The sequence below is a fragment of the Pseudomonas sp. RP-B7 genome (assembly GCF_059803535.1).
In genome coordinates, this window is the sequence record NZ_JAPFHC010000049.1 from 1 (window position 1) to 17,273 (window position 17,273).

20 protein-coding genes are annotated in these 17,273 nt (G+C 61.9%); 8 read left to right on the plus strand and 12 right to left on the minus strand.

All coding sequences use genetic code 11. The features are described from left to right. The first annotated feature begins 275 nt into the window (after positions 1 to 275). Positions 276 to 599, plus strand: a complete 324-nt coding sequence (locus OPU96_RS27625; RefSeq protein WP_498560106.1) for a contact-dependent growth inhibition system immunity protein — start codon at positions 276 to 278, stop codon at positions 597 to 599. Positions 600 to 687: 88 nt separating this feature from the next. On the opposite strand, the gene OPU96_RS27630 is transcribed toward OPU96_RS27625, so the two are convergent. Further along, the gene (locus OPU96_RS27630; protein ID WP_305390994.1) at positions 688 to 1,275 is read right to left on the minus strand and encodes an NUDIX domain-containing protein; all 588 of its coding nucleotides are present in this window, start codon (positions 1,273 to 1,275) and stop codon (positions 688 to 690) included. 172 nt (positions 1,276 to 1,447) lie between these two features. Here OPU96_RS27630 and OPU96_RS27635 point away from each other — a divergent pair, with 172 nt between their 5' ends. Beyond that, positions 1,448 to 2,374: an alpha/beta hydrolase gene (locus tag OPU96_RS27635; protein WP_463984979.1), complete on the plus strand. Its 927-nt coding sequence runs from the start codon at positions 1,448 to 1,450 to the stop codon at positions 2,372 to 2,374. Positions 2,375 to 2,551: 177 nt separating this feature from the next. Here OPU96_RS27635 and OPU96_RS27640 read toward each other — a convergent pair whose 3' ends face one another. Further along, complete coding sequence (locus OPU96_RS27640) at positions 2,552 to 3,727, minus strand: alpha-hydroxy acid oxidase (protein ID WP_192300719.1); 1,176 nt, start codon at positions 3,725 to 3,727, stop codon at positions 2,552 to 2,554. A gap of 121 nt (positions 3,728 to 3,848) precedes the next feature. Here OPU96_RS27640 and OPU96_RS27645 point away from each other — a divergent pair, with 121 nt between their 5' ends. Continuing rightward, positions 3,849 to 4,634: a DeoR/GlpR family DNA-binding transcription regulator gene (locus tag OPU96_RS27645; protein WP_192300720.1), complete on the plus strand. Its 786-nt coding sequence runs from the start codon at positions 3,849 to 3,851 to the stop codon at positions 4,632 to 4,634. A gap of 51 nt (positions 4,635 to 4,685) precedes the next feature. Here the strand turns inward: OPU96_RS27645 and OPU96_RS27650 are convergent, their stop codons facing one another. Next, positions 4,686 to 4,892, minus strand: coding sequence for a PLDc N-terminal domain-containing protein (locus OPU96_RS27650; protein WP_192300721.1), 207 nt, complete (start codon positions 4,890 to 4,892; stop codon positions 4,686 to 4,688). Between the two features lie 266 nt (positions 4,893 to 5,158). Here OPU96_RS27650 and OPU96_RS27655 point away from each other — a divergent pair, with 266 nt between their 5' ends. Beyond that, positions 5,159 to 5,635, plus strand: a complete 477-nt coding sequence (locus OPU96_RS27655; RefSeq protein WP_192300800.1) for a PA2171 family ribosome-binding persister protein — start codon at positions 5,159 to 5,161, stop codon at positions 5,633 to 5,635. A 14-nt stretch (positions 5,636 to 5,649) separates the two neighbouring features. Here the strand turns inward: OPU96_RS27655 and OPU96_RS27660 are convergent, their stop codons facing one another. After that, positions 5,650 to 5,859, minus strand: a complete 210-nt coding sequence (locus OPU96_RS27660; RefSeq protein ID WP_305392781.1) for a DUF3079 domain-containing protein — start codon at positions 5,857 to 5,859, stop codon at positions 5,650 to 5,652. A 178-nt stretch (positions 5,860 to 6,037) separates the two neighbouring features. On the opposite strand from OPU96_RS27660, the gene OPU96_RS27665 reads away from it, so the two are divergent. From OPU96_RS27665 to OPU96_RS27680, 4 genes are read left to right on the plus strand one after another with little or no spacing between them, the layout of a single operon-like run. After that, positions 6,038 to 6,568, plus strand: coding sequence for an iron transporter (locus OPU96_RS27665; RefSeq protein ID WP_226457773.1), 531 nt, complete (start codon positions 6,038 to 6,040; stop codon positions 6,566 to 6,568). Next, positions 6,568 to 6,891 (plus strand): cupredoxin domain-containing protein, encoded by a 324-nt coding sequence (locus OPU96_RS27670; RefSeq protein ID WP_226457774.1) that lies wholly within the window; start codon positions 6,568 to 6,570, stop codon positions 6,889 to 6,891. The genes OPU96_RS27665 and OPU96_RS27670 overlap by 1 nt, the downstream gene beginning before the upstream one ends. A 9-nt stretch (positions 6,892 to 6,900) precedes the next feature. Then, on the plus strand, positions 6,901 to 7,740 hold the full coding sequence (locus OPU96_RS27675) for an FTR1 family iron permease (protein ID WP_498560107.1): 840 nt from the start codon (positions 6,901 to 6,903) through the stop codon (positions 7,738 to 7,740). Beyond that, a complete protein-coding gene (locus OPU96_RS27680) occupies positions 7,737 to 9,083 on the plus strand; it encodes a 4Fe-4S binding protein (RefSeq protein ID WP_498560108.1) in 1,347 nt (448 codons plus the stop codon). Before OPU96_RS27675 ends, OPU96_RS27680 begins: the two co-directional genes overlap by 4 nt. A gap of 59 nt (positions 9,084 to 9,142) precedes the next feature. Here the strand turns inward: OPU96_RS27680 and OPU96_RS27685 are convergent, their stop codons facing one another. The 8 genes from OPU96_RS27685 to narJ all read right to left on the minus strand — a co-directional run bounded on the left by OPU96_RS27685 (position 9,143) and on the right by narJ (position 17,271). Next, positions 9,143 to 10,762, minus strand: a complete 1,620-nt coding sequence (locus OPU96_RS27685; RefSeq protein WP_192300726.1) for a methyl-accepting chemotaxis protein — start codon at positions 10,760 to 10,762, stop codon at positions 9,143 to 9,145. A gap of 70 nt (positions 10,763 to 10,832) precedes the next feature. Next, complete coding sequence (locus OPU96_RS27690) at positions 10,833 to 11,528, minus strand: anaerobic ribonucleoside-triphosphate reductase activating protein (protein WP_192300727.1); 696 nt, start codon at positions 11,526 to 11,528, stop codon at positions 10,833 to 10,835. Next, a complete protein-coding gene (gene nrdD / locus OPU96_RS27695) occupies positions 11,525 to 11,680 on the minus strand; it encodes an anaerobic ribonucleoside-triphosphate reductase (RefSeq protein WP_192300728.1) in 156 nt (51 codons plus the stop codon). The genes OPU96_RS27690 and nrdD overlap by 4 nt, the downstream gene beginning before the upstream one ends. Positions 11,681 to 11,708: 28 nt before the next feature. After that, positions 11,709 to 13,703: a ribonucleoside triphosphate reductase gene (locus OPU96_RS27700; RefSeq protein ID WP_370694867.1), complete on the minus strand. Its 1,995-nt coding sequence runs from the start codon at positions 13,701 to 13,703 to the stop codon at positions 11,709 to 11,711. A 250-nt stretch (positions 13,704 to 13,953) separates the two neighbouring features. Beyond that, entirely contained in the window at positions 13,954 to 14,940 is a 987-nt protein-coding gene (moaA, locus tag OPU96_RS27705) for a GTP 3',8-cyclase MoaA (protein ID WP_498560109.1), read from the minus strand. A gap of 1 nt (position 14,941) precedes the next feature. Further along, the gene (locus OPU96_RS27710) at positions 14,942 to 15,832 is read right to left on the minus strand and encodes a peptidylprolyl isomerase (protein WP_226457779.1); all 891 of its coding nucleotides are present in this window, start codon (positions 15,830 to 15,832) and stop codon (positions 14,942 to 14,944) included. A 10-nt stretch (positions 15,833 to 15,842) separates the two neighbouring features. Further along, positions 15,843 to 16,523, minus strand: a complete 681-nt coding sequence (gene narI, locus OPU96_RS27715) for a respiratory nitrate reductase subunit gamma (RefSeq protein WP_192300732.1) — start codon at positions 16,521 to 16,523, stop codon at positions 15,843 to 15,845. Then, positions 16,516 to 17,271 (minus strand): nitrate reductase molybdenum cofactor assembly chaperone, encoded by a 756-nt coding sequence (narJ, locus tag OPU96_RS27720; RefSeq protein WP_192300733.1) that lies wholly within the window; start codon positions 17,269 to 17,271, stop codon positions 16,516 to 16,518. The genes narI and narJ overlap by 8 nt, the downstream gene beginning before the upstream one ends. Positions 17,272 to 17,273: the final 2 nt, after the last annotated feature.

The following is a 17,273-nucleotide window of genomic DNA, read 5'->3' on the forward strand; positions in this document are numbered from 1 at the left end:
CAGCGGCCCCCACCCCAGGCAAAGCGTTTTTCAATCAGGTCCGGGTCGTGCTTGTTGGGGCTGCTTCGCAGCCCAGTGCGAGCAAGCTCGCTCACTACCACTACCCGTTAGCCGGTCCCGAGTGGGTGTTCCTCAATGAGATATTTAGAAACAAAAACTGATGCAGCCTTAGAAAACTTATCCATTGAGAAAAAAGCTCAACACCAGTGAGTTGAAGGTGCTGACTTCCGCCCTTTGCTAAGTTTTCTACTACTGACCGGATACCCAATAGTTCAATGAATAAGCCACTGACAGAACTCCAGCAATTTCTGGGGGCGTACTTCAACCAAGACTGGGTAGAGGAATACTCCTCGGCCGACGAAGTGGTTAACGCATTCCTGCACGACTCACCTAGGGAAACAATCATTACCGTAAAAAGAGAAATTTTAGAGCTGATAAATTCACATGCAAATGAATTAGACCTTCAAAAAAACCTGCTGCATGAGCAGTACTGCTACTACCACTATGCATCTCAGTGGAAGTCAGGGAGATTATGGCTTGAGCACATAATCGAAATCTTCAACGATTATTTAAAACACAAAAATATTCATCAAGAATAAAGTAGGAATTCTTTCCTCGAGAACAAACTAACTCCCACCGATTGAACTACTTAAACAAAACAATCCGCGGGAGCCAAAACTCACCGTTTCACCACCCCTCCTTCAACATCCGCAACTCCAAACACTGCAACAACATAATCGTCTTCCCATCCACAATCTCCCCGCTCTGCACCATCCCCAGCGCCTGCTCAAACCCCAGCTCCAGCACCTCAATATCCTCGCCCTCCTCCTCCAATCCACCGCCTGCCCCCACTTGATCGGCCGGTTGATACTCACCGAAAAAGAAGTGAATCCGCTCCGTCACCGACCCCGGGCTCATGAACGCCGCATAGATCTTCTCCACATGGCCGACGCGATACCCCGTCTCTTCCTCCGCCTCCAGGCGAATACGCTCTTCCGGGCTGGCGTTGTCCAGTAATCCGGCGGCGGCTTCGATCAGGTAGCCGTGGTAATCATTGACGAAGGTGGGCATGCGGAACTGGCGGGTCAGCAGCACCGTGCGTTGCTCGCGGTTGTACAGCAGGATGGTCGCGCCATTGCCGCGGTCGTAGACCTCGCGGTTCTGGGTTTGCCAGCTGCCGTCGCGGCGGCGCAGGTCGAAGGTGTATTTTTTAAGCAGGTACCAGTTTTTCGAAAGGGTCTCTTCGGCGGTGATGCGAACGGGGCTGTTGTCCATGGTCGGTCCTTTGCTCAGGGGGAGGTGAGCATGTCGCGGGGCCGAGGCCAGCGTCAAGCGCGTGATTGACGTAACACTTTGCAAGCAATCCCCGTGAACGACCGTCGAATTAATTCCTTCACCACCGGACCTTCTGTTAAAACCCCTGCTTCACCTTCGCCCTGGAACCTTCATGTCGTCACGTTTTCTGTCGCGCCCACGCCTGCGTCGTTTCTCCCTGTTGTGCATGGCGTTGCTGATCATCGGCCTGCCGGTGGGTTGCAGCGTGCTGCAACACAAAGAGCGCGAGCTGGTGTTTCGCATCGAACCGGGCACCGCCGGTTGGTACACCGGCTTGCCCAAGGCGGTGCAGGAATTCGAGCTCAAGCCCGCCAGCTTCAAGTCGGGACAGAACATCCACGCCTGGTGGTACCCGGCAGCCAAAAAGGACGCACCCGCCATCCTTTACCTGCACGGCGTGCGCTGGAACCTCACCGGGCAGCTGTTTCGCATCGAGCAATTGCACGCGCTGGGCTATTCGGTGCTGGCCATCGACTATCGCGGTTTCGGCCAGAGCCACGGCGAGCTGCCGTCGGAAACCACGGTGTACGAAGATGCGCGCATCGCCTGGGAACGTTTCCAGACCCTGCAACCTGACCCGAGCAAACGCCTGATCTACGGGCACTCCCTCGGTGGCGCGGTGGCGATCGACCTGGCGGCGGAGTTGGGCAAGCAGCTGCCGTTGCCGGTACGGGGACTGGTGATCGAGTCCACGTTCACTTCGTTGGCAGATGTGGCCACGGCGGTGGCGAACACGTCGTTGCCGGTGCGCTGGTTGCTGTCGCAGAAATTCGATTCCATCGACAAGATTGCCGACATCCGCATGCCGCTGCTGGTGGTGCATGGCCTCGATGATCGCTACGTGCCGCCGCGTTTCAGCGAGCAGTTATTCAAGGCCGCCCAGGAACCCAAGCGCTTGATGCTGGTGCCCGGCGCCAGCCATAACAACAGCATGAGCCTGGCCGGTCGCAGTTACGGCCAGGCGTTGGACAAATTGATGCAAGCGAAGATGCCAGCCCAGGTGGTGACACACTCCACAGGCCGCAACGGCGACTCATAAAACGGCTTTTCGGCACTGGGTTCGCGCTTGCGTGTCAAGCGCCAACCCTGGCCATACTGGCCCGCGCCGACAGTTGATCAAATATTAACCTTTGGTTAAATCGCCATACCCGCCGGGGTCTTGCAAAGTTATCCACAGAGATACCCACGGTTTTCGTGGACAACTCTTTTTACTTTTTTACGATTTTTTTGCTGAGCAAAGGCTTTCGGGAAATGTACCCGGCAGCAAAATCTCGCGATTCACATCGCGTATATCGTTATAGCCACACAGCGCCATCGATACGTCCAGTTCACGGGCGATGATCTCAAGCGCCTTGGTCACGCCCGCCTCGCCCAACGCCCCCAAACCGTACAAATGCGGGCGACCGATCATGGTGCCTTTTGCGCCCAGCGCCATCGCCTTGAGCACGTCCTGGCCGGAACGGATACCGCCATCGAGCCACACTTCGATGCGCTCACCCACCGCGTCGACAATCGCCGGCAATTGGCTGATGCTCGACGGCGCGCCATCCAGCTGGCGGCCACCGTGATTGCTCACCACCAGCGCGTCCGCACCGGCGTTGGCCGCCAGCCGCGCGTCTTCCACATCAAGGATGCCCTTGATGATCAGCTTGCCGCCCCAGCACTTCTTGATCCACTCCACATCGTCCCAGCTCAGGCGCGGATCGAATTGCTGGGCGGTCCACGACGACAACGAACTCATGTCCGCCACGCCTTTGACATGCCCGACGATATTGCCGAAGCCCCGGCGTTTTGTGCCGAGCATGCCCATCACCCAACGCGGCTTGGTGGCCATGTTGAGGATATTCGCCAGGGTCAGCTTGGGCGGCGCCGACAGGCCGTTGATCAAATCCTTGTGGCGCTGCCCGAGGATCTGCAGGTCGAGGGTCAACACCAGGGCGTCCACTCCGGCAGCCTTGGCGCGTTCGATCAATTGCTCGATAAAACTGCGGTCACGCATCACGTACAGCTGGAACCAGAACGGCTGGCCGACGTGTTCGGCGATGTCTTCCAGGGAGCAGATGCTCATGGTCGACAACGTATAGCGCAGGCCAAACGCAGCGGCCGCACGGGCCGTGAGGATCTCGCCATCGGCATGTTGCATGCCCGCCAGGCCGGTCGGCGCCAAGGCGACGGGCATTGCCATGTCCTGGCCAATCATGGTCGCGCGGATCGAACGTTCATCGATGTTGCGCGCCACCCGTTGGCGGAATTTGATGTGGGCAAAATCGCTTTCGTTGGCGCGATAAGTACTTTCAGTCCAGGAGCCGGAATCGGCGTAATCGTAGAACATCCTTGGGACCCGTTTTTGCGCCAGCTTGCGTAAATCTTCGATGGTGGTGATCAACGACATCTGAGTGACCTCTCCCTGAACTGAGCACAGAGAGTAACCGCCCATCGGCTATGCAACCAGCCATTGCGTTTGCAACGACGGGCGACTAATCTCGCACAAACCCGCAAAAAAGCGCACAAACATGCACAACACCCATGAAGCCATCGACCTGCCTTCCCTGCGCAAACAGAAGATCCTGTTACTGCTGGAGCGCGACGGCAAGGTCACCGCGTCGGAATTGGTAGAGCACTTTGCCGTGTCCCAGGACACCATCCGCCGCGACCTCGGCGAACTCGCCGCCGCCGGCTTGCTGCAACGGGTGCACGGCGGCGCACTGCCCCGGCCCAAGGACACCGGCAAGGACTTTTTCACCCGCGTCGGCGAGACCAATCAGGCCAAGCGCCGGCTCGCGCAACTGGCCGCAGAACAGGTGGAAGACGGCCAGATCGTGCTGTTCGACTCCGGTTCCACCACATTGCAGATTGCGCAGTCACTGCCACGCTCGATCCGCCTGACCGTCGTGACCCCGTCGCCGATGATCGCCATCGCGCTGGCGGACCATCCGCAGGTCAACGTGATCCTCGCGGGTGGCCAGCTCAACCCGGCGACCTTGTCCACCAGCGGCCAGGAAGCCGTGCGCCTGATTCAGAGCGTCAAGGCTGACGTGCTCTTTACCGGCGTCTGCGCCTTGCACCCGCAGGTCGGGATCAGCTCGCTGCATTTCGATGAAGTGGCGGTCAAACAGGCCCTGCTCGATAGCGCCTCCCATGTGGTGGCGGTGACCATGGCCGACAAGCTCGGCGCGGTGGAGCCCTTTGTGGTGGCGCCGTGCAGCCGTATTCACACACTGATCACCGAGTGGCATGTGCCGAGTGTGGAGGCGTATGAACAGTTGGGGTTGCAAGTGCTGCGAGTGGAAGTCGAATAGCACAACGAAAACAGGCGCCGCAATGGCGCCTGTTTTCTATACGGTCCTGGTTCAATTTTTACCCTGTTGTGGCATCTCGCGTTTCGGCCCGAACATCGCCCAGGCGATCAGCCCAAACAGCGGCACAAAAATCAGAATCACCAACCATAATCCTTTCGACTCCCAGCCCCCTGTGCTGCGCAAAACGATATTGATTGCCCACAATTCCAACAGCAGCAGAATCACTGCCAAACCGATCCAGATGTATTGAATTTCCATGCTTCACCTCCTAGGTCGTGTGCGTTAGGTCAAGCAACGGCCGCCAGGGTTCATAAAACTTTGCACAAAAAACCGGGGGTTGTGGAATGCAACGTGCCACGCGGCCAACCATGCAACCTGCACGACAGCCTGGCTTTCACATAACCCGTATCCATTTGAATTAACTAACTATTTTAAAAACGCTCAGGTTGGTACGACTGATGCACTCCAGTAGGGGACGAGGCGTGCATTTCGACACGCCCTGATTCTCCTGTGAGGTATCACCCATGAATGCCATTGATCTGCTCAAAGCCGACCACGAACGCGTAAAGGCCCTGTTGACTCAATTGAGTGAGTCCACTGAACGCGGGGTAAAAAAACGCACTGAACTGTTGGCCAAGCTGGAGGCGGAAATCAGTTTGCATACCAAACTTGAGGAAGAAATCCTCTACCCCGCTTTCAGGAAAGCCGGTGGCAAGGAACAGGACATCATGTATCACGAGGCCAAGGAAGAGCACCGCACCGTCGACTCGCTGGTATTGCCCGACCTTAAACAGACCGAACCTTCAACCACAGAATTCTCCGGACGCGTCAAAGTGGTCAAGGAACTGTTGGAGCACCACATCGAGGAAGAAGAAACCGAGATGTTCCCGCAGGCGAAAAAGCTGCTGGGCAAGGCGCGCCTTGAAGAGTTGGGCGCCGAAATGGAAGCGATGAAAGCGGCGCACAAGAAATTGCAGTCCAGCAAGCCAATGGCGGCTTAACCACGCAAACCTGCTCAGGCAACTGACGGCTCATCGGTGACTGGCGGCTCGGGCACAACGCCCCAGTCGCCATGTTCATACCAGTCATCACCCAGCATCTCCGCCGGGTGCATCGTACGATCGGCCCCGTTGCCGCAGGCCAGGTCGGTGGCGGCGCAGTAGCGGTCACAGCCCCAGCAGATACGCTCGGGGTGCTTGGGGTGCAGCGGGAAAGGCTTGGCCATGATCGGGTTCCCTGGCGGCTGGCTGTCCCTGCAACGTACCCGGATCGCACTCACCTGGCCTTGACCGGCATCAAGCCCGGCAATCATGAAATATCCTCGAAACTTGACAAGAATCATTATTATTCACGCCAGACCTTCCTAGACTCGGGCTCCCTCTCCCACCCGTCAGGAAGCCTCCATGCGTACCTCTTCTTTGCTGCCCATCGTCCTGCTGCTGAGCACCTCGGCGGCACTCGCCAAGGAATACCCCATCGGCGAACCGCAACACTGCCCGGGGCTGGAAATCGGCGCGGTGTACCTGCAACCGATCGAGATGGCACCTGCCGGCATGATGCGCGCCACCGCCGATTCCGACGTGCACCTGGAAGCCGACGTACGCGCCACCGCGGACAATGCCCAAGGCTTTCAGGAAGGCAGTTTCGTGCCCTACCTGAACCTGTCGTTCACCCTGAAAAAACACGGCAGCGAAACGCCCATCAACGGCGACTTCCACGCCATGGTCGCCAACGACGGGCCGCACTACGGCGACAACGTCAAGCTGCAAGGCCCCGGTAAATACACCCTCACCTTCACCGTACTGCCGCCCTCCGGCCACCACTCCCTGGGCCTGCACACCGACAAGGAAACCGGGGTCGCCCCGTGGTTCGAACGCTGCGAAGTGCATTACGAATTCGTCTATGCCGGCATCGGCAAAAAAGGCGGCTATTGATGCGCCGTGCCCTGTGGCTGGGCGGCGTTCTGCTGAATGGCACGGCGTTGGCGGCGCCGTTGCCGGTGTATGAACTGAGCCTGCAGGACGGTCACTTCAACCCGCCACAACTGGCCGTCAAGGCTGGCGAGCGCTTTAAGATCGTGCTCAAGAATATCGGCCAGGGCCCGGCGGAATTTGAAAGCACGCCGCTGCGGGTGGAGAAGGTGTTGTCGCCCGGCGTGATCACCTTCGTGGTGATCCACCCGCTCCAGCCCGGTGTGTATCCGTTCTTCGACGAGTTCAATCCCCATCTGCCCGAAGGCAGCATCCGCGCCGACTAGGAGCCGTTGATGAATCAAGCGATGTTCATTGTGTGGCGCGAAAGCGTCGAGGCGCTGTTGGTGATCGGCATCCTGCAAGCCTGGATCAGCCGTCAGGCCGGTCATTCGCGCCTGGCGCGTTTCCTGTGGGCCGGGGTGCTGCTGGGGCTGCTCGGCTCCGCCGGTTTGGCCGGGCTGATGCTGTGGGCTGGCGAGACCATGAGCGGCGCCGAGGGCGAATGGCTGCAAGCGGCGCTCACACTGATCGCCAGCGGCTTGATGGTGCAGATGGTGTTCTGGATGCATCGCCACGCGCCCACCCTCAAACACCGCCTGGTGAGTGAAGCCGACCAGCGCCTGGCCAGTCACGGCGGCTGGGGGGTGCTGCTGTTGGCGCTGTTGGCGGTCAGCCGCGAAGGCAGTGAGACCGTAGTGTTTTTGTATGGTGCCGGTGCGCGCCTGCACGACGAGGCGCTGGGGTTGTTCGCCATCGGCGGCGTGCTCGGCCTGGTGCTGGCCGGGCTCACGGTGCTGCTGTTGCGCGGCAGCCGACGCTTCATTTCCTGGTCGGGATTTTTCGCCCTCAGCGAAGCGTTGCTGTTGCTGCTCGGCGGAGCCTTGCTGGTGGCAGCGGTGGACCGTATCAGCGGGCAACTGCTGGCCATGGACATGCCCGACTGGGTCTATGCGGCCTTTGGCGACAGCCGTTGGGACAGCAGCGCCTTGCTCAGTGACAGCCACGGCCTGGGCGCCTTGCTCGCCGACTTCGCCGGCTACCGCGCAGCGCCGAGCCTGATCAGCGTATTGGTGCTGCTCGGCTACTGGCTGCTGGTGGGCGGCGGCCTGCGCCGGGCGCGGCGCGTAGCATGAGCCGCCTGCAACAATTGGGCGATGGCATGCGCCGTCACGCACGGTTGATCCGTGCCGTGCAATGGGCCGTGGTGCTGGTGTACGCCGCCCTGCTGGTGGTGCCGGCGCTGCTGCCACTGCCGGACAGCCAGGCGCGTGTGCTGGGCAACCTGACGCTGCTGGCGCAGTTCGTGTTCTGGGGGATCTGGTGGCCGTTCGTGTTGCTGTCGATGGTGCTGTTCGGGCGCCTGTGGTGCGGCGTGCTGTGCCCGGAAGGTTCGCTGAGCGAATGGGCCAGCACCCACGGGCGCGGCCTCGGCATTCCGCGCTGGCTGCGCTGGGGCGGCTGGCCCACCGTGGGATTTTGCCTGACCACCGTCTACGGCCAACTCATCAGCGTGTATGACTACGCCCAGGCCGCGCTGCTGATCCTCGGCGGCTCGACCCTGGCCGCCGTGGTGGTCGGCTTGCTGTTCGTGCGCGGCAAGCGCGTGTGGTGCCGCTACCTGTGCCCGGTCAGCGGCGTGTTCGCCCTGCTCGCACGCCTGGCGCCGGTGCACTTCGCGGTGGATGAACAACGCTGGAAAGCCAACACCGCACCGCGCCTGCCACTGCCCAACTGTGCGCCGCTCCTGGACATTCGTCGCCTGCAAGGCGCCAGCGATTGCCACGCTTGCGGGCGTTGCAGCGGCCAACGCGGCGCCGTGCAACTGATCGCCCGCTCGTGCAACCAGGAAATCCTCCAGGCCCCACGCCAACCGGCCAACCACTGGGACGCACGCCTGCTGCTGTTCGGCGTGATCGGCCTGGCCATGGGCGCCTTCCAATGGACCGTCAGCCCCTGGTTCATCGCCCTCAAGCAATACCTCGCCGAATGCTTGATCAGCCGCGATTGGCTATGGCCGCTGCAAGACAACGCACCCTGGTGGCTACTCACCCACTACCCGCAACTCAACGACAGCTTCAGTTGGCTGGATGGTCTGTGCATCCTGCTGTACCTGGCGGGCAGTTCACTGCTATTCGGTGGCGGCGACTGGCTGCTGTTGCGCCTGGCCGCGTATTTGGCGGGCGATCGCGCACTGTTTCGGCCCCTGGCCCTGACCCTCACGCCCTTGGGTGGTGCGGGATTGTTTTTGGGATTGTCGGCGACCACGGTGAAATTGCTGCGCTACGAAGGATGGGTGATGGCGTGGGTGCAACCATTGCGGGCGGGGATATTGCTGGCGGCGATAGGCTGGTGCCTGTGGTTGGCGTGGCAACAACTCAAGGGCCTGCCTCGCGGGCGGGCGTGGCTGTGTGTGCTGATGAGTACCGGGTTGATCGGTTATGGCTGGTGGCTGCAGTTCTGGGGCTGGGCCAGTTGAGTTAGGCAAACCCAATGCGGGGAGGAGGCACGCCCCCTCCCACCTTTTCCAAACCCACTCTAGACCTTGAAGCGCGCCACCGTCTGGTGCAGCGCACTCGCCATCCCCGCCAGGTCATGGCCTGCCGTCTCGGTGTGCAACGCCCCTTGCAGCACCTGCTGCGACAAGCTGCGAATACCCACCAGATTGCGATCCACCTCCCGCGCCACCAGCGCCTGTTCCTCGGTGGCACTGGCGATCATCAGGTTGCGCTCGTTGATCTGCGAGATCGACCGGGTGATTTCCTCCAGCGCCTCGCCCGAGCGTTGTGCCACGCCAAGCGTCGCCTGTACCCGTTCGCTGCTGCTGTGCATCGCCGCCACCGCATGTTCGGTGTCTTCGCGGATGTTGCCGATCATCTGCTCGATCTCCTGGGTCGAGGCCTGGGTGCGATGGGCCAGCGCGCGCACCTCATCGGCCACCACCGCAAAGCCACGTCCGGCATCGCCGGCGCGGGCGGCTTCGATGGCGGCGTTGAGGGCCAGCAGGTTGGTCTGGTCGGCAATGCTGCGGATCACTTCGAGCACGCCGCTGATGTCTTGCACACGCCCGGCCAGTTGCTGGATGCGCTCGGAGGTTTCCACCACGCCGGTGGCCAGGGTGTTGATCGACGCCACGGTCTCCTGGACCTGCGCCCGCCCGCGCTGGGCAGTCTGCTCCGACAGGCGCGAAGCCTCGCTGGTGCTCACCGCATTGCGCGCCACATCGTCCACCGCTGCCGTCATCTCGTTGACCGCCGTGGCCGCCTGTTCGATCTCCTGGCCCTGGGACTGCAAGCTGCTGCTGGTCTGGCTGCTCACCGCGCTCAACTCTTCGGAGGAACTGGCCACGCCGTCCACCGACGCTGCAATGTGCCGCACCATCTGGTTAAGGTTCTGCTGCATCTGGTGCAGGTTGCGCATCACACTGCCCTCGGCACTATTGCCCACCGGCACGACGATGGTCAGGTCGCCCTGGGCAATATGGCTCAACACCCGCGCCGCCTCATCCGGCTCGCCGCCCAATGGGCGAATAACGCTGCGGGTGACGATCACGGCCGCCGCGACCACCAGCGCCAGGCACAACAGGAACAGGCCAAGCATGTTGCGCCGCGCCTCGTCATACAGGGTCTGCGCCGCCTGCTCGCGCTCGGCGAACAACCGCCCCTGCATCGCCATCAGCGCATCCAGGCTCTTGAATACCTGCGCTTCGGCCGGCATCACCTGTTGCTTGAGCTGGGCCAGGCCCTGCTCGCGAGCGCCCTGCTTGATCAGCGCCTGCACCTGGGTGAAGGCGGCCACGTAAGTCTCGCGATGGGTTTTCAAAGTGGCGTAGGCGGCCTTGCCTTCGGCGCTGTCGAGCAGCGGTTCAAGGGTGGCAAACGCCTGGGTGATGCGCTGGCGCGTGGCGCCGATGGCCTCCTGGGCCTGCGGGTTGTCCTGGTCGATCAGCAAGTCGCGGGTGTTGCGCCCGTTATCGCGCACACCCGTGGCGATCACCATGATCGGTGCGATCCGCGGCCAGTCCTGCTGCACGATCTGCTCGGACTGCTGTTTGAGGGTTGCCAGGTCGTGCAAGGCGTAAAACACCAAGCCCACCAGGGCCAGCGGCGCAATCGCGAAGCCGATGACAATGCGTTGTGCCGTGGTTAACTGCGTCATTCTGAACATTCCTTGATGAACACCTGCCCACCATGGGCAGCATCTGTAAAAAGCCGGTTGAGGGTGCTGGTCACCCTCGCAATACAAAAGCGGGAAACAACTCGCGGATACGCCCCCACAACTCCGGTAACCGCACCTGCAGCGGCGAACTCGGCAGTTGCGTATCGAGCATGCTGGCGGTCCGCACCATCTGCACGGCAAAGCGCTGCACACCTGCGGCCTGCAAACGCTGGGCCAGCAGCAGCAGGCGTGCGGGATCGATCAAGTGCCAATGCACGGTGGTGCGGCACTCGTAATCCACGCCACTGGCGAGCAAGGTGTCGAGGCTGCGCCAATTGGCGGCGCCGCTGCCCTTGACCTGGGTCACCGACTGGCAGTCCTCGGCCAGCGCCTTGACGTCAAACCCGACCCAATCGGCATGCCGCAACGCATTGGCAAAGCCTGCCGGCTTGATCCCCGCGCTGTGCAAACCAATGCGAAAACCCAGCGCGCGCACTTCATCCATGGCCGCCGGCAAGCCTTCCTGCAAGGTCGGTTCGCCGCCGCTGAATACCACCGCGTCGAGCAGGTCCTGGCGGCGCTGCAGGAACAGCAACACCCGGCGCCAATCAATCTCCGTGCTGGCGCGCGGCGGGATCAGGTCCGGGTTGTGACAGTAACGACAACGCCAGGCACAGCCCTGGCAGAACAGCACGCAGGCGAGCATGCCGGGGTAGTCGAGGGTGGTCAGGGGCACCAGGCCCCCGACCCGTAGCGCTCGACTCATTGGCGCCCGGCCGCAGCGGCCGTTTCGGTAAAGTGCACACGCTCCTGGTGCTCGGATTGCTTGCCGGGGTTGAACGCCGAGACTGGCCGGTGATAACCCATCACCCGGGTCCAGACTTCGCAGCGCTGACGTTGTGGCTGGGTTGCTTGCATAGTGACTCTCCTTGGGGTTGAAAAAAGCTTATCGGGCCGCGGCCAGGACCTCGTCGCACTTGGGGCAGAACTCATGTTCGCCCGCCAGGTAGCCGTGCACCGGGCAGATCGAAAACGTCGGCGTGACCGTCAGGTACGGCAGGCGGAAACGCCCCAGCGCCTTGCGCACCAACTGCTTGCAGGCCTGGGTCGAGGAAATCTGCTCGGCCATGTACAGGTGCAACACGGTGCCGCCGGTGTATTTGCATTGCAGTTCGTCTTGCAGCTCCAGGGCTTCGAACGGGTCCTGGGTGAAGCCCACCGGCAATTGCGAGGAGTTGGTGTAGTACGGCGCGACCGCGCTGCCCGCCTGCAGGATCTGCGGATAGCGCTTGCGGTCTTCCTTGGCGAAACGGTAGGTGGTGCCTTCCGCCGGTGTCGCTTCGAGGTTGTAGAGGTGGCCGGTTTCTTCCTGGAACCGCAGCAAGGTGGCGCGCACGTGGTCAAGCAGCTTGAGCGCGAATTCGCGGCCCTGGGCGGTGTGCATGCCCTGCTCGTCGTCGCTGAAATTGCGCAGCATCTCGTGCATGCCGTTGAGGCCGATGGTCGAGAAGTGATTGCGCAGCGTGCCCAGGTAACGCTTGGTGTAGGGGTAGAGCCCGGCGTCCATATGGTGCTGGATCACCTTGCGCTTGACCTCCAGGCTTTCCATCGCCAGTTCCATCAGGTTGTCCAGGCGTTGCAACAAGCCCGAGGTATTGCCCTTGAACAGATAGCCCAGGCGCGCGCAGTTGATCGTCACCACGCCGAGGCTGCCGGTCTGCTCCGCCGAACCGAACAGGCCACCGCCGCGCTTGAGCAATTCGCGCACGTCCAGTTGCAGGCGGCAGCACATCGAGCGCACCTGATTGGGTTGCATATCGGAATTGAGGAAGTTCTGGAAATACGGCAAGCCATAGCGCGCCGTCATCTCGAACAGGCGGTCGGCGTTGGGGCTGTCCCAGGGGAAATCGTGGGTGATGTTGTAGGTCGGAATCGGGAAGGTGAACACCCGGCCCTTGGCGTCCCCGGCCTGCATCACTTCGATGTAGGCACGGTTGATCAACTCCATTTCGGCGTGCAGGTCGCCATAGGCAAACGGCATTTCCTCACCGCCGATCACCGGAACTTGCTCGCGCAGGTCTTCAGGGCACACCCAGTCGAAGGTCAGGTTGGTAAATGGCGTCTGGGTGCCCCAGCGCGACGGCACGTTGAGGTTGTAGATGAACTCTTGCAACGCCTGGCGTACTTCGGGGTAGCTCAACTGATCCTTGCGCACATAGGGCGCCAGGTAAGTATCGAACGAGCTGAACGCCTGGGCCCCGGCCCACTCGTTTTGCAGGGTGCCGAGGAAGTTGACCATCTGCCCCAGGGCGCTGCTCAAGTGCTTCGGCGGCCCCGCCTCGACCCGGCCCGGCACGCCGTTGAGGCCTTCATGCAACAACGAGCGCAGCGACCAGCCGGCGCAATAACCGGCGAGCATGTCCAGGTCATGGATATGCAGGTCGGCCTCGCGATGCGCACGGCCGATCGCCTCGCTGTAGACCTCATCCAGCCAGTAATTGGCGGTGACCTTGCCCGCCACATTCAGCACCAGCCCACCGAGGGAATAGCCCTGGTTGGCATTCGCCTGCACGCGCCAGTCTTCACGGTCGAGGTATTCGTTCATCGACGTGGCGACTTCCACCAGGGTCTTGCGATCGCGGCGCAAGCGGCCGTGCTGCTCGCGGTAGACGATGTAGGCGCGCATCGACAGGAAGTAACCGGCGTCCATCAATACACGTTCGACGCTGTCCTGGATTTGTTCCACGTCCAGCCGTTCGATCCCCCGCAGCCGAGCCAGCACCGCGCCCAGCAACACGTCGACTTCGGCGGCCTGGTACTCAGCGGTGGCGTTGCCGGCGGCGATCAGGGCTTGGCGGATTTTTTCGGCGTCGAAGGGGGCCAGGGTGCCGTCGCGCTTGTAGAGATGGGTGCTGGCCAGCGGGGTGAGAGCGGTTTGCATTGGGAGGCTCCAGACACTACATATAGATAATTTTGATTCTTTTGACACAACATGCAGTGATGTTACGGAGGTTGGTTTGCGCGGCCATTGATCGGGGTCAAGTTTTTTCAGATCGTGCCCGTAACCATTCCTTCGGTAATGGCGGCAGTTCCACCAGATACAGGGAGACCCGCTCCCACAATTTTGAACCGCACATACCGGCCAGCTCTCAGGCCGCCATTACCGAAGCAACGGATACGGACCCCCTTCATCACCCCCCACTCATATTCATAAACCGCACCACCTGCACCTCCCCCGCCCCGGTGAAATCATGGCGCAACGGCTTACCCCGCAACGCCTTGTGCAACGCCTCGATCAGCGGTTGATCGTCCAGTGGATAGCGCCTGAGCAACCCACGCAGATCCAACGCATCCTCCTGCCCCAGGCACAACAACAAACGCCCCTCCACCGTCATGCGTACCCGGTTGCAGCTGCCGCAAAAGTTGTGCGAGTTCGGCGAGATAAACCCGATGCGCGTGCCCGGATGCCGTGCCAGACGCACATAGCGCGCCGGGCCGCCGCTGCTCTCGGCGCTGTCGAGCAGCTCATAGTCCCGGGCGATCACGGCGCGCACCTCGTCACTGGGGCAAAACGTCTCGCCCCGCGAACGGCCCACATCGCCCAGGGGCATTTCCTCGATAAAGCTGATGTCGATGCCCTGCTCGATCGCATAACGCACCAACGCCGGCACCTCGTCGAAGTTGCGCCCCTTCATCACCACGCAGTTGAGCTTGACCCGCTCGAACCCCGCCGTGCTGGCCGCTTCGATGCCGCCCAGCACCTGGCGCAAATCACCGTTGCGCGTGATCGCGCGAAACCGCTCGGGATCAAGGCTATCGAGGCTGATATTCATGCGCTTGACCCCCGCCGCCACCAACGGCTGGGCCAACCGCACCAGCTGCGAGCCGTTGCTGGTCATCACCAGCTCGCGCAAACCGGGCAGCGCAGCGATGTTGCGACACAGCTCGACAATGCCCGGACGGATCAGCGGCTCACCGCCGGTGAGGCGGATCTTGCGCACGCCCTGCCCCACAAACAGCGCGGCCAGGCGTTGCAGTTCTTCCAGGCTCAGCACCTGCTGGCGTGGCAGAAAGGTCATGGTTTTCGCCATGCAGTACACACAGCGAAAATCACAACGGTCGGTCACCGACAGGCGCAGGTAGTCAATCGAACGGCCGAGCCCATCCACCAGGCTCATATCACTGCACCAACGGCGAGTCGGCGCCCTGCAAGGCGAGGCCACGGATGTCCGCCGCGCCAATCAGGGTTTGCAGGTACTGCACCAGCGCCTTCTGCCAGACGCCCTGCTGCAACTGGGTGCGGATCGCGCCAGCCACCGCTTCATAGGGCAACGGCTGGCCTTCGACGCGCTGGTCGATGCTGATCACGTGCCAGCCGTAGCGGCTTTCCAGGGGTTTGTCGGCCAGCCCCGGGGCCAGCGTGAACAGTTGCCGCTCCAGTTCCGGCACGGTCTGGCCCTTGCTGATCTGGCCCAACGAACCGCCCTGGGCCTTGGATGGGCACGCCGAGTACTTGAGGGCCAACTCAGCAAAACTGCCAGGCTCCTGGGTCAGGCTCAGCAGCAGGATTTCGGCCTGTACATGGGCCATCTGCCGCGCTTCGGCATCGTCCGGCGCGCATTCGAGCAGGATGTGCCGCACCGCCAGCAACGGCGCGCTGTGGAAGCGCCCGCGATTGCTTTCGAAGTAATGCAGGCAGGTCGCTTCATCACACTGCGGCACGCTGATTTCACGCTCCAGCAGCAAACGCGTAGCCGCTTCCTCTTCGTTCTCGCCGGGGCCGATGTCCATGGCCAGGCCGAGTTCGGCAATGCGCTGCTGCAACAGCTCGCGGATCACCAACGCCCGGGCGGCCAGGTACACCGCCGATTCACGGCTCTCGGCCGGGTGGTATTGCAACTCCAGGGCCATCGCCTCGGGCGTGATGGGCACACCGTTGACGCTGACGATCGGCCATTCCTGTTCACTGCTGGCGATCAATTCAGGTGCCGCTGGCACCACCTCCACTTGAGGTTCCGGCGCTGGCGCCGACGATCCACAACCCCCGCCACATCCGCATCCTGTTGTCATGACCGTCTCCTCACGCCTTCTGCCGTACGATTTGATAACGCCGTCCCAGGTACCAGATCGGTGCGCTGACCACGTGCACCAAGCGGGTAAACGGGAACAGCACGAACAAGGTCAGGCCCAGCGCCACGTGGGCCTTGTAGATCAGCGACACCGGCGCAATCGACGCCGCCGCTTCCACCGGCCGCAGCAGCACCACGTTCTGCGCCCAGTCGGCGAGCATCACCATCACCGAGCCGTCCATATGGCCAGTGGAGGCGACGATGGTCAGCAAGCCCAGCAGCAACTGCGCGAGCAGCACCAGCAGGATCAGGATGTCCGACGCACTCGACGTCGCCCGCACCCGTGGATCACCCAGGCGCCGCTTGACCAGCATCAACAAGCCCACCAGGCACAGCAGGCCGAAAAACCCACCGGAGACCATCGCCAGCAGTTGCTTGTGCTCGGTGCTGATCACGTGGTGATACACCGACGCCGGGGTGAGCAAACCGACAAAATGCCCGGCCAGCACAAACAGCACGCCGACATGGAACAGGTTGCTCGCCACACGCATGCCACGGTTGCTCAGCATCTGGCTGGAACCGGCCTTCCAGGTGTACTGCGACAGGTCAAACCGCGCCCAACTGCCCAACAGGCAGATCGCCAGGGCGACATAGGGATAGATCCCGAATACCAGCAAATTCCACTTAGACATTACCCACCTCCCCGGCCGGCACGGCGGCCGGCCCTTGCTGCTGAAAATCCACCCAGTGCAACGGCACCGCACTTTCCTCGCGGGCCTTGCCCGGTGCGCTCGGCATCGCACTGCAACGGTCCTGCTGTTCGGCCTGCATAAAGTCCACGGCCTCCTCTTCCCACACCTTGTCGAGGGCCTCGAGGGAGTCGTCACGCGGCTCGGCGGCGACCTGGGCACGCACCTCGGCCACGGCCTGGTGCGGCTCGGCGCCGGCGATCTGCAACAACGCACGGAAGCAACTGGCATAGGCGCTTTCGCGCTCCTCCAGACGTGCGCCGAGCAAGGCCAACAGGTGCGCCACATCCGCCAGGCCCTCGCGGGCCTCGATGTCTTCGCGGGTCGACAAGAACTCCAGGTACAGCGGGATGTAGTCCGGCAGCTCCTTGACGCCGATGGCAAACCCGGCGGCTTCGTACTGGGCCATCATGTCGACCATGGCCTGGCCACGGTCGCGGGACTCGCCATGCACGTGCTCGAACAACAGCAGCGACAACGAACGCCCACGGCCAAACAGCGCGCCGTAGTGTTCCTGGCCATCCATCAGGTCGTTGGCGCAGATCAGTTCCAGCAGCTCGAACAGCGCACCGCGTTGCTTGGGGCTGATTTCCCGCGACTCGATGATCGCCTGCTCCAATTCATCGCGGCCGCTCACCAGGCGCTCGGTGGGATAGTCCAGCAGCAGCGAAATCACTTTAAGAATGCGCATGG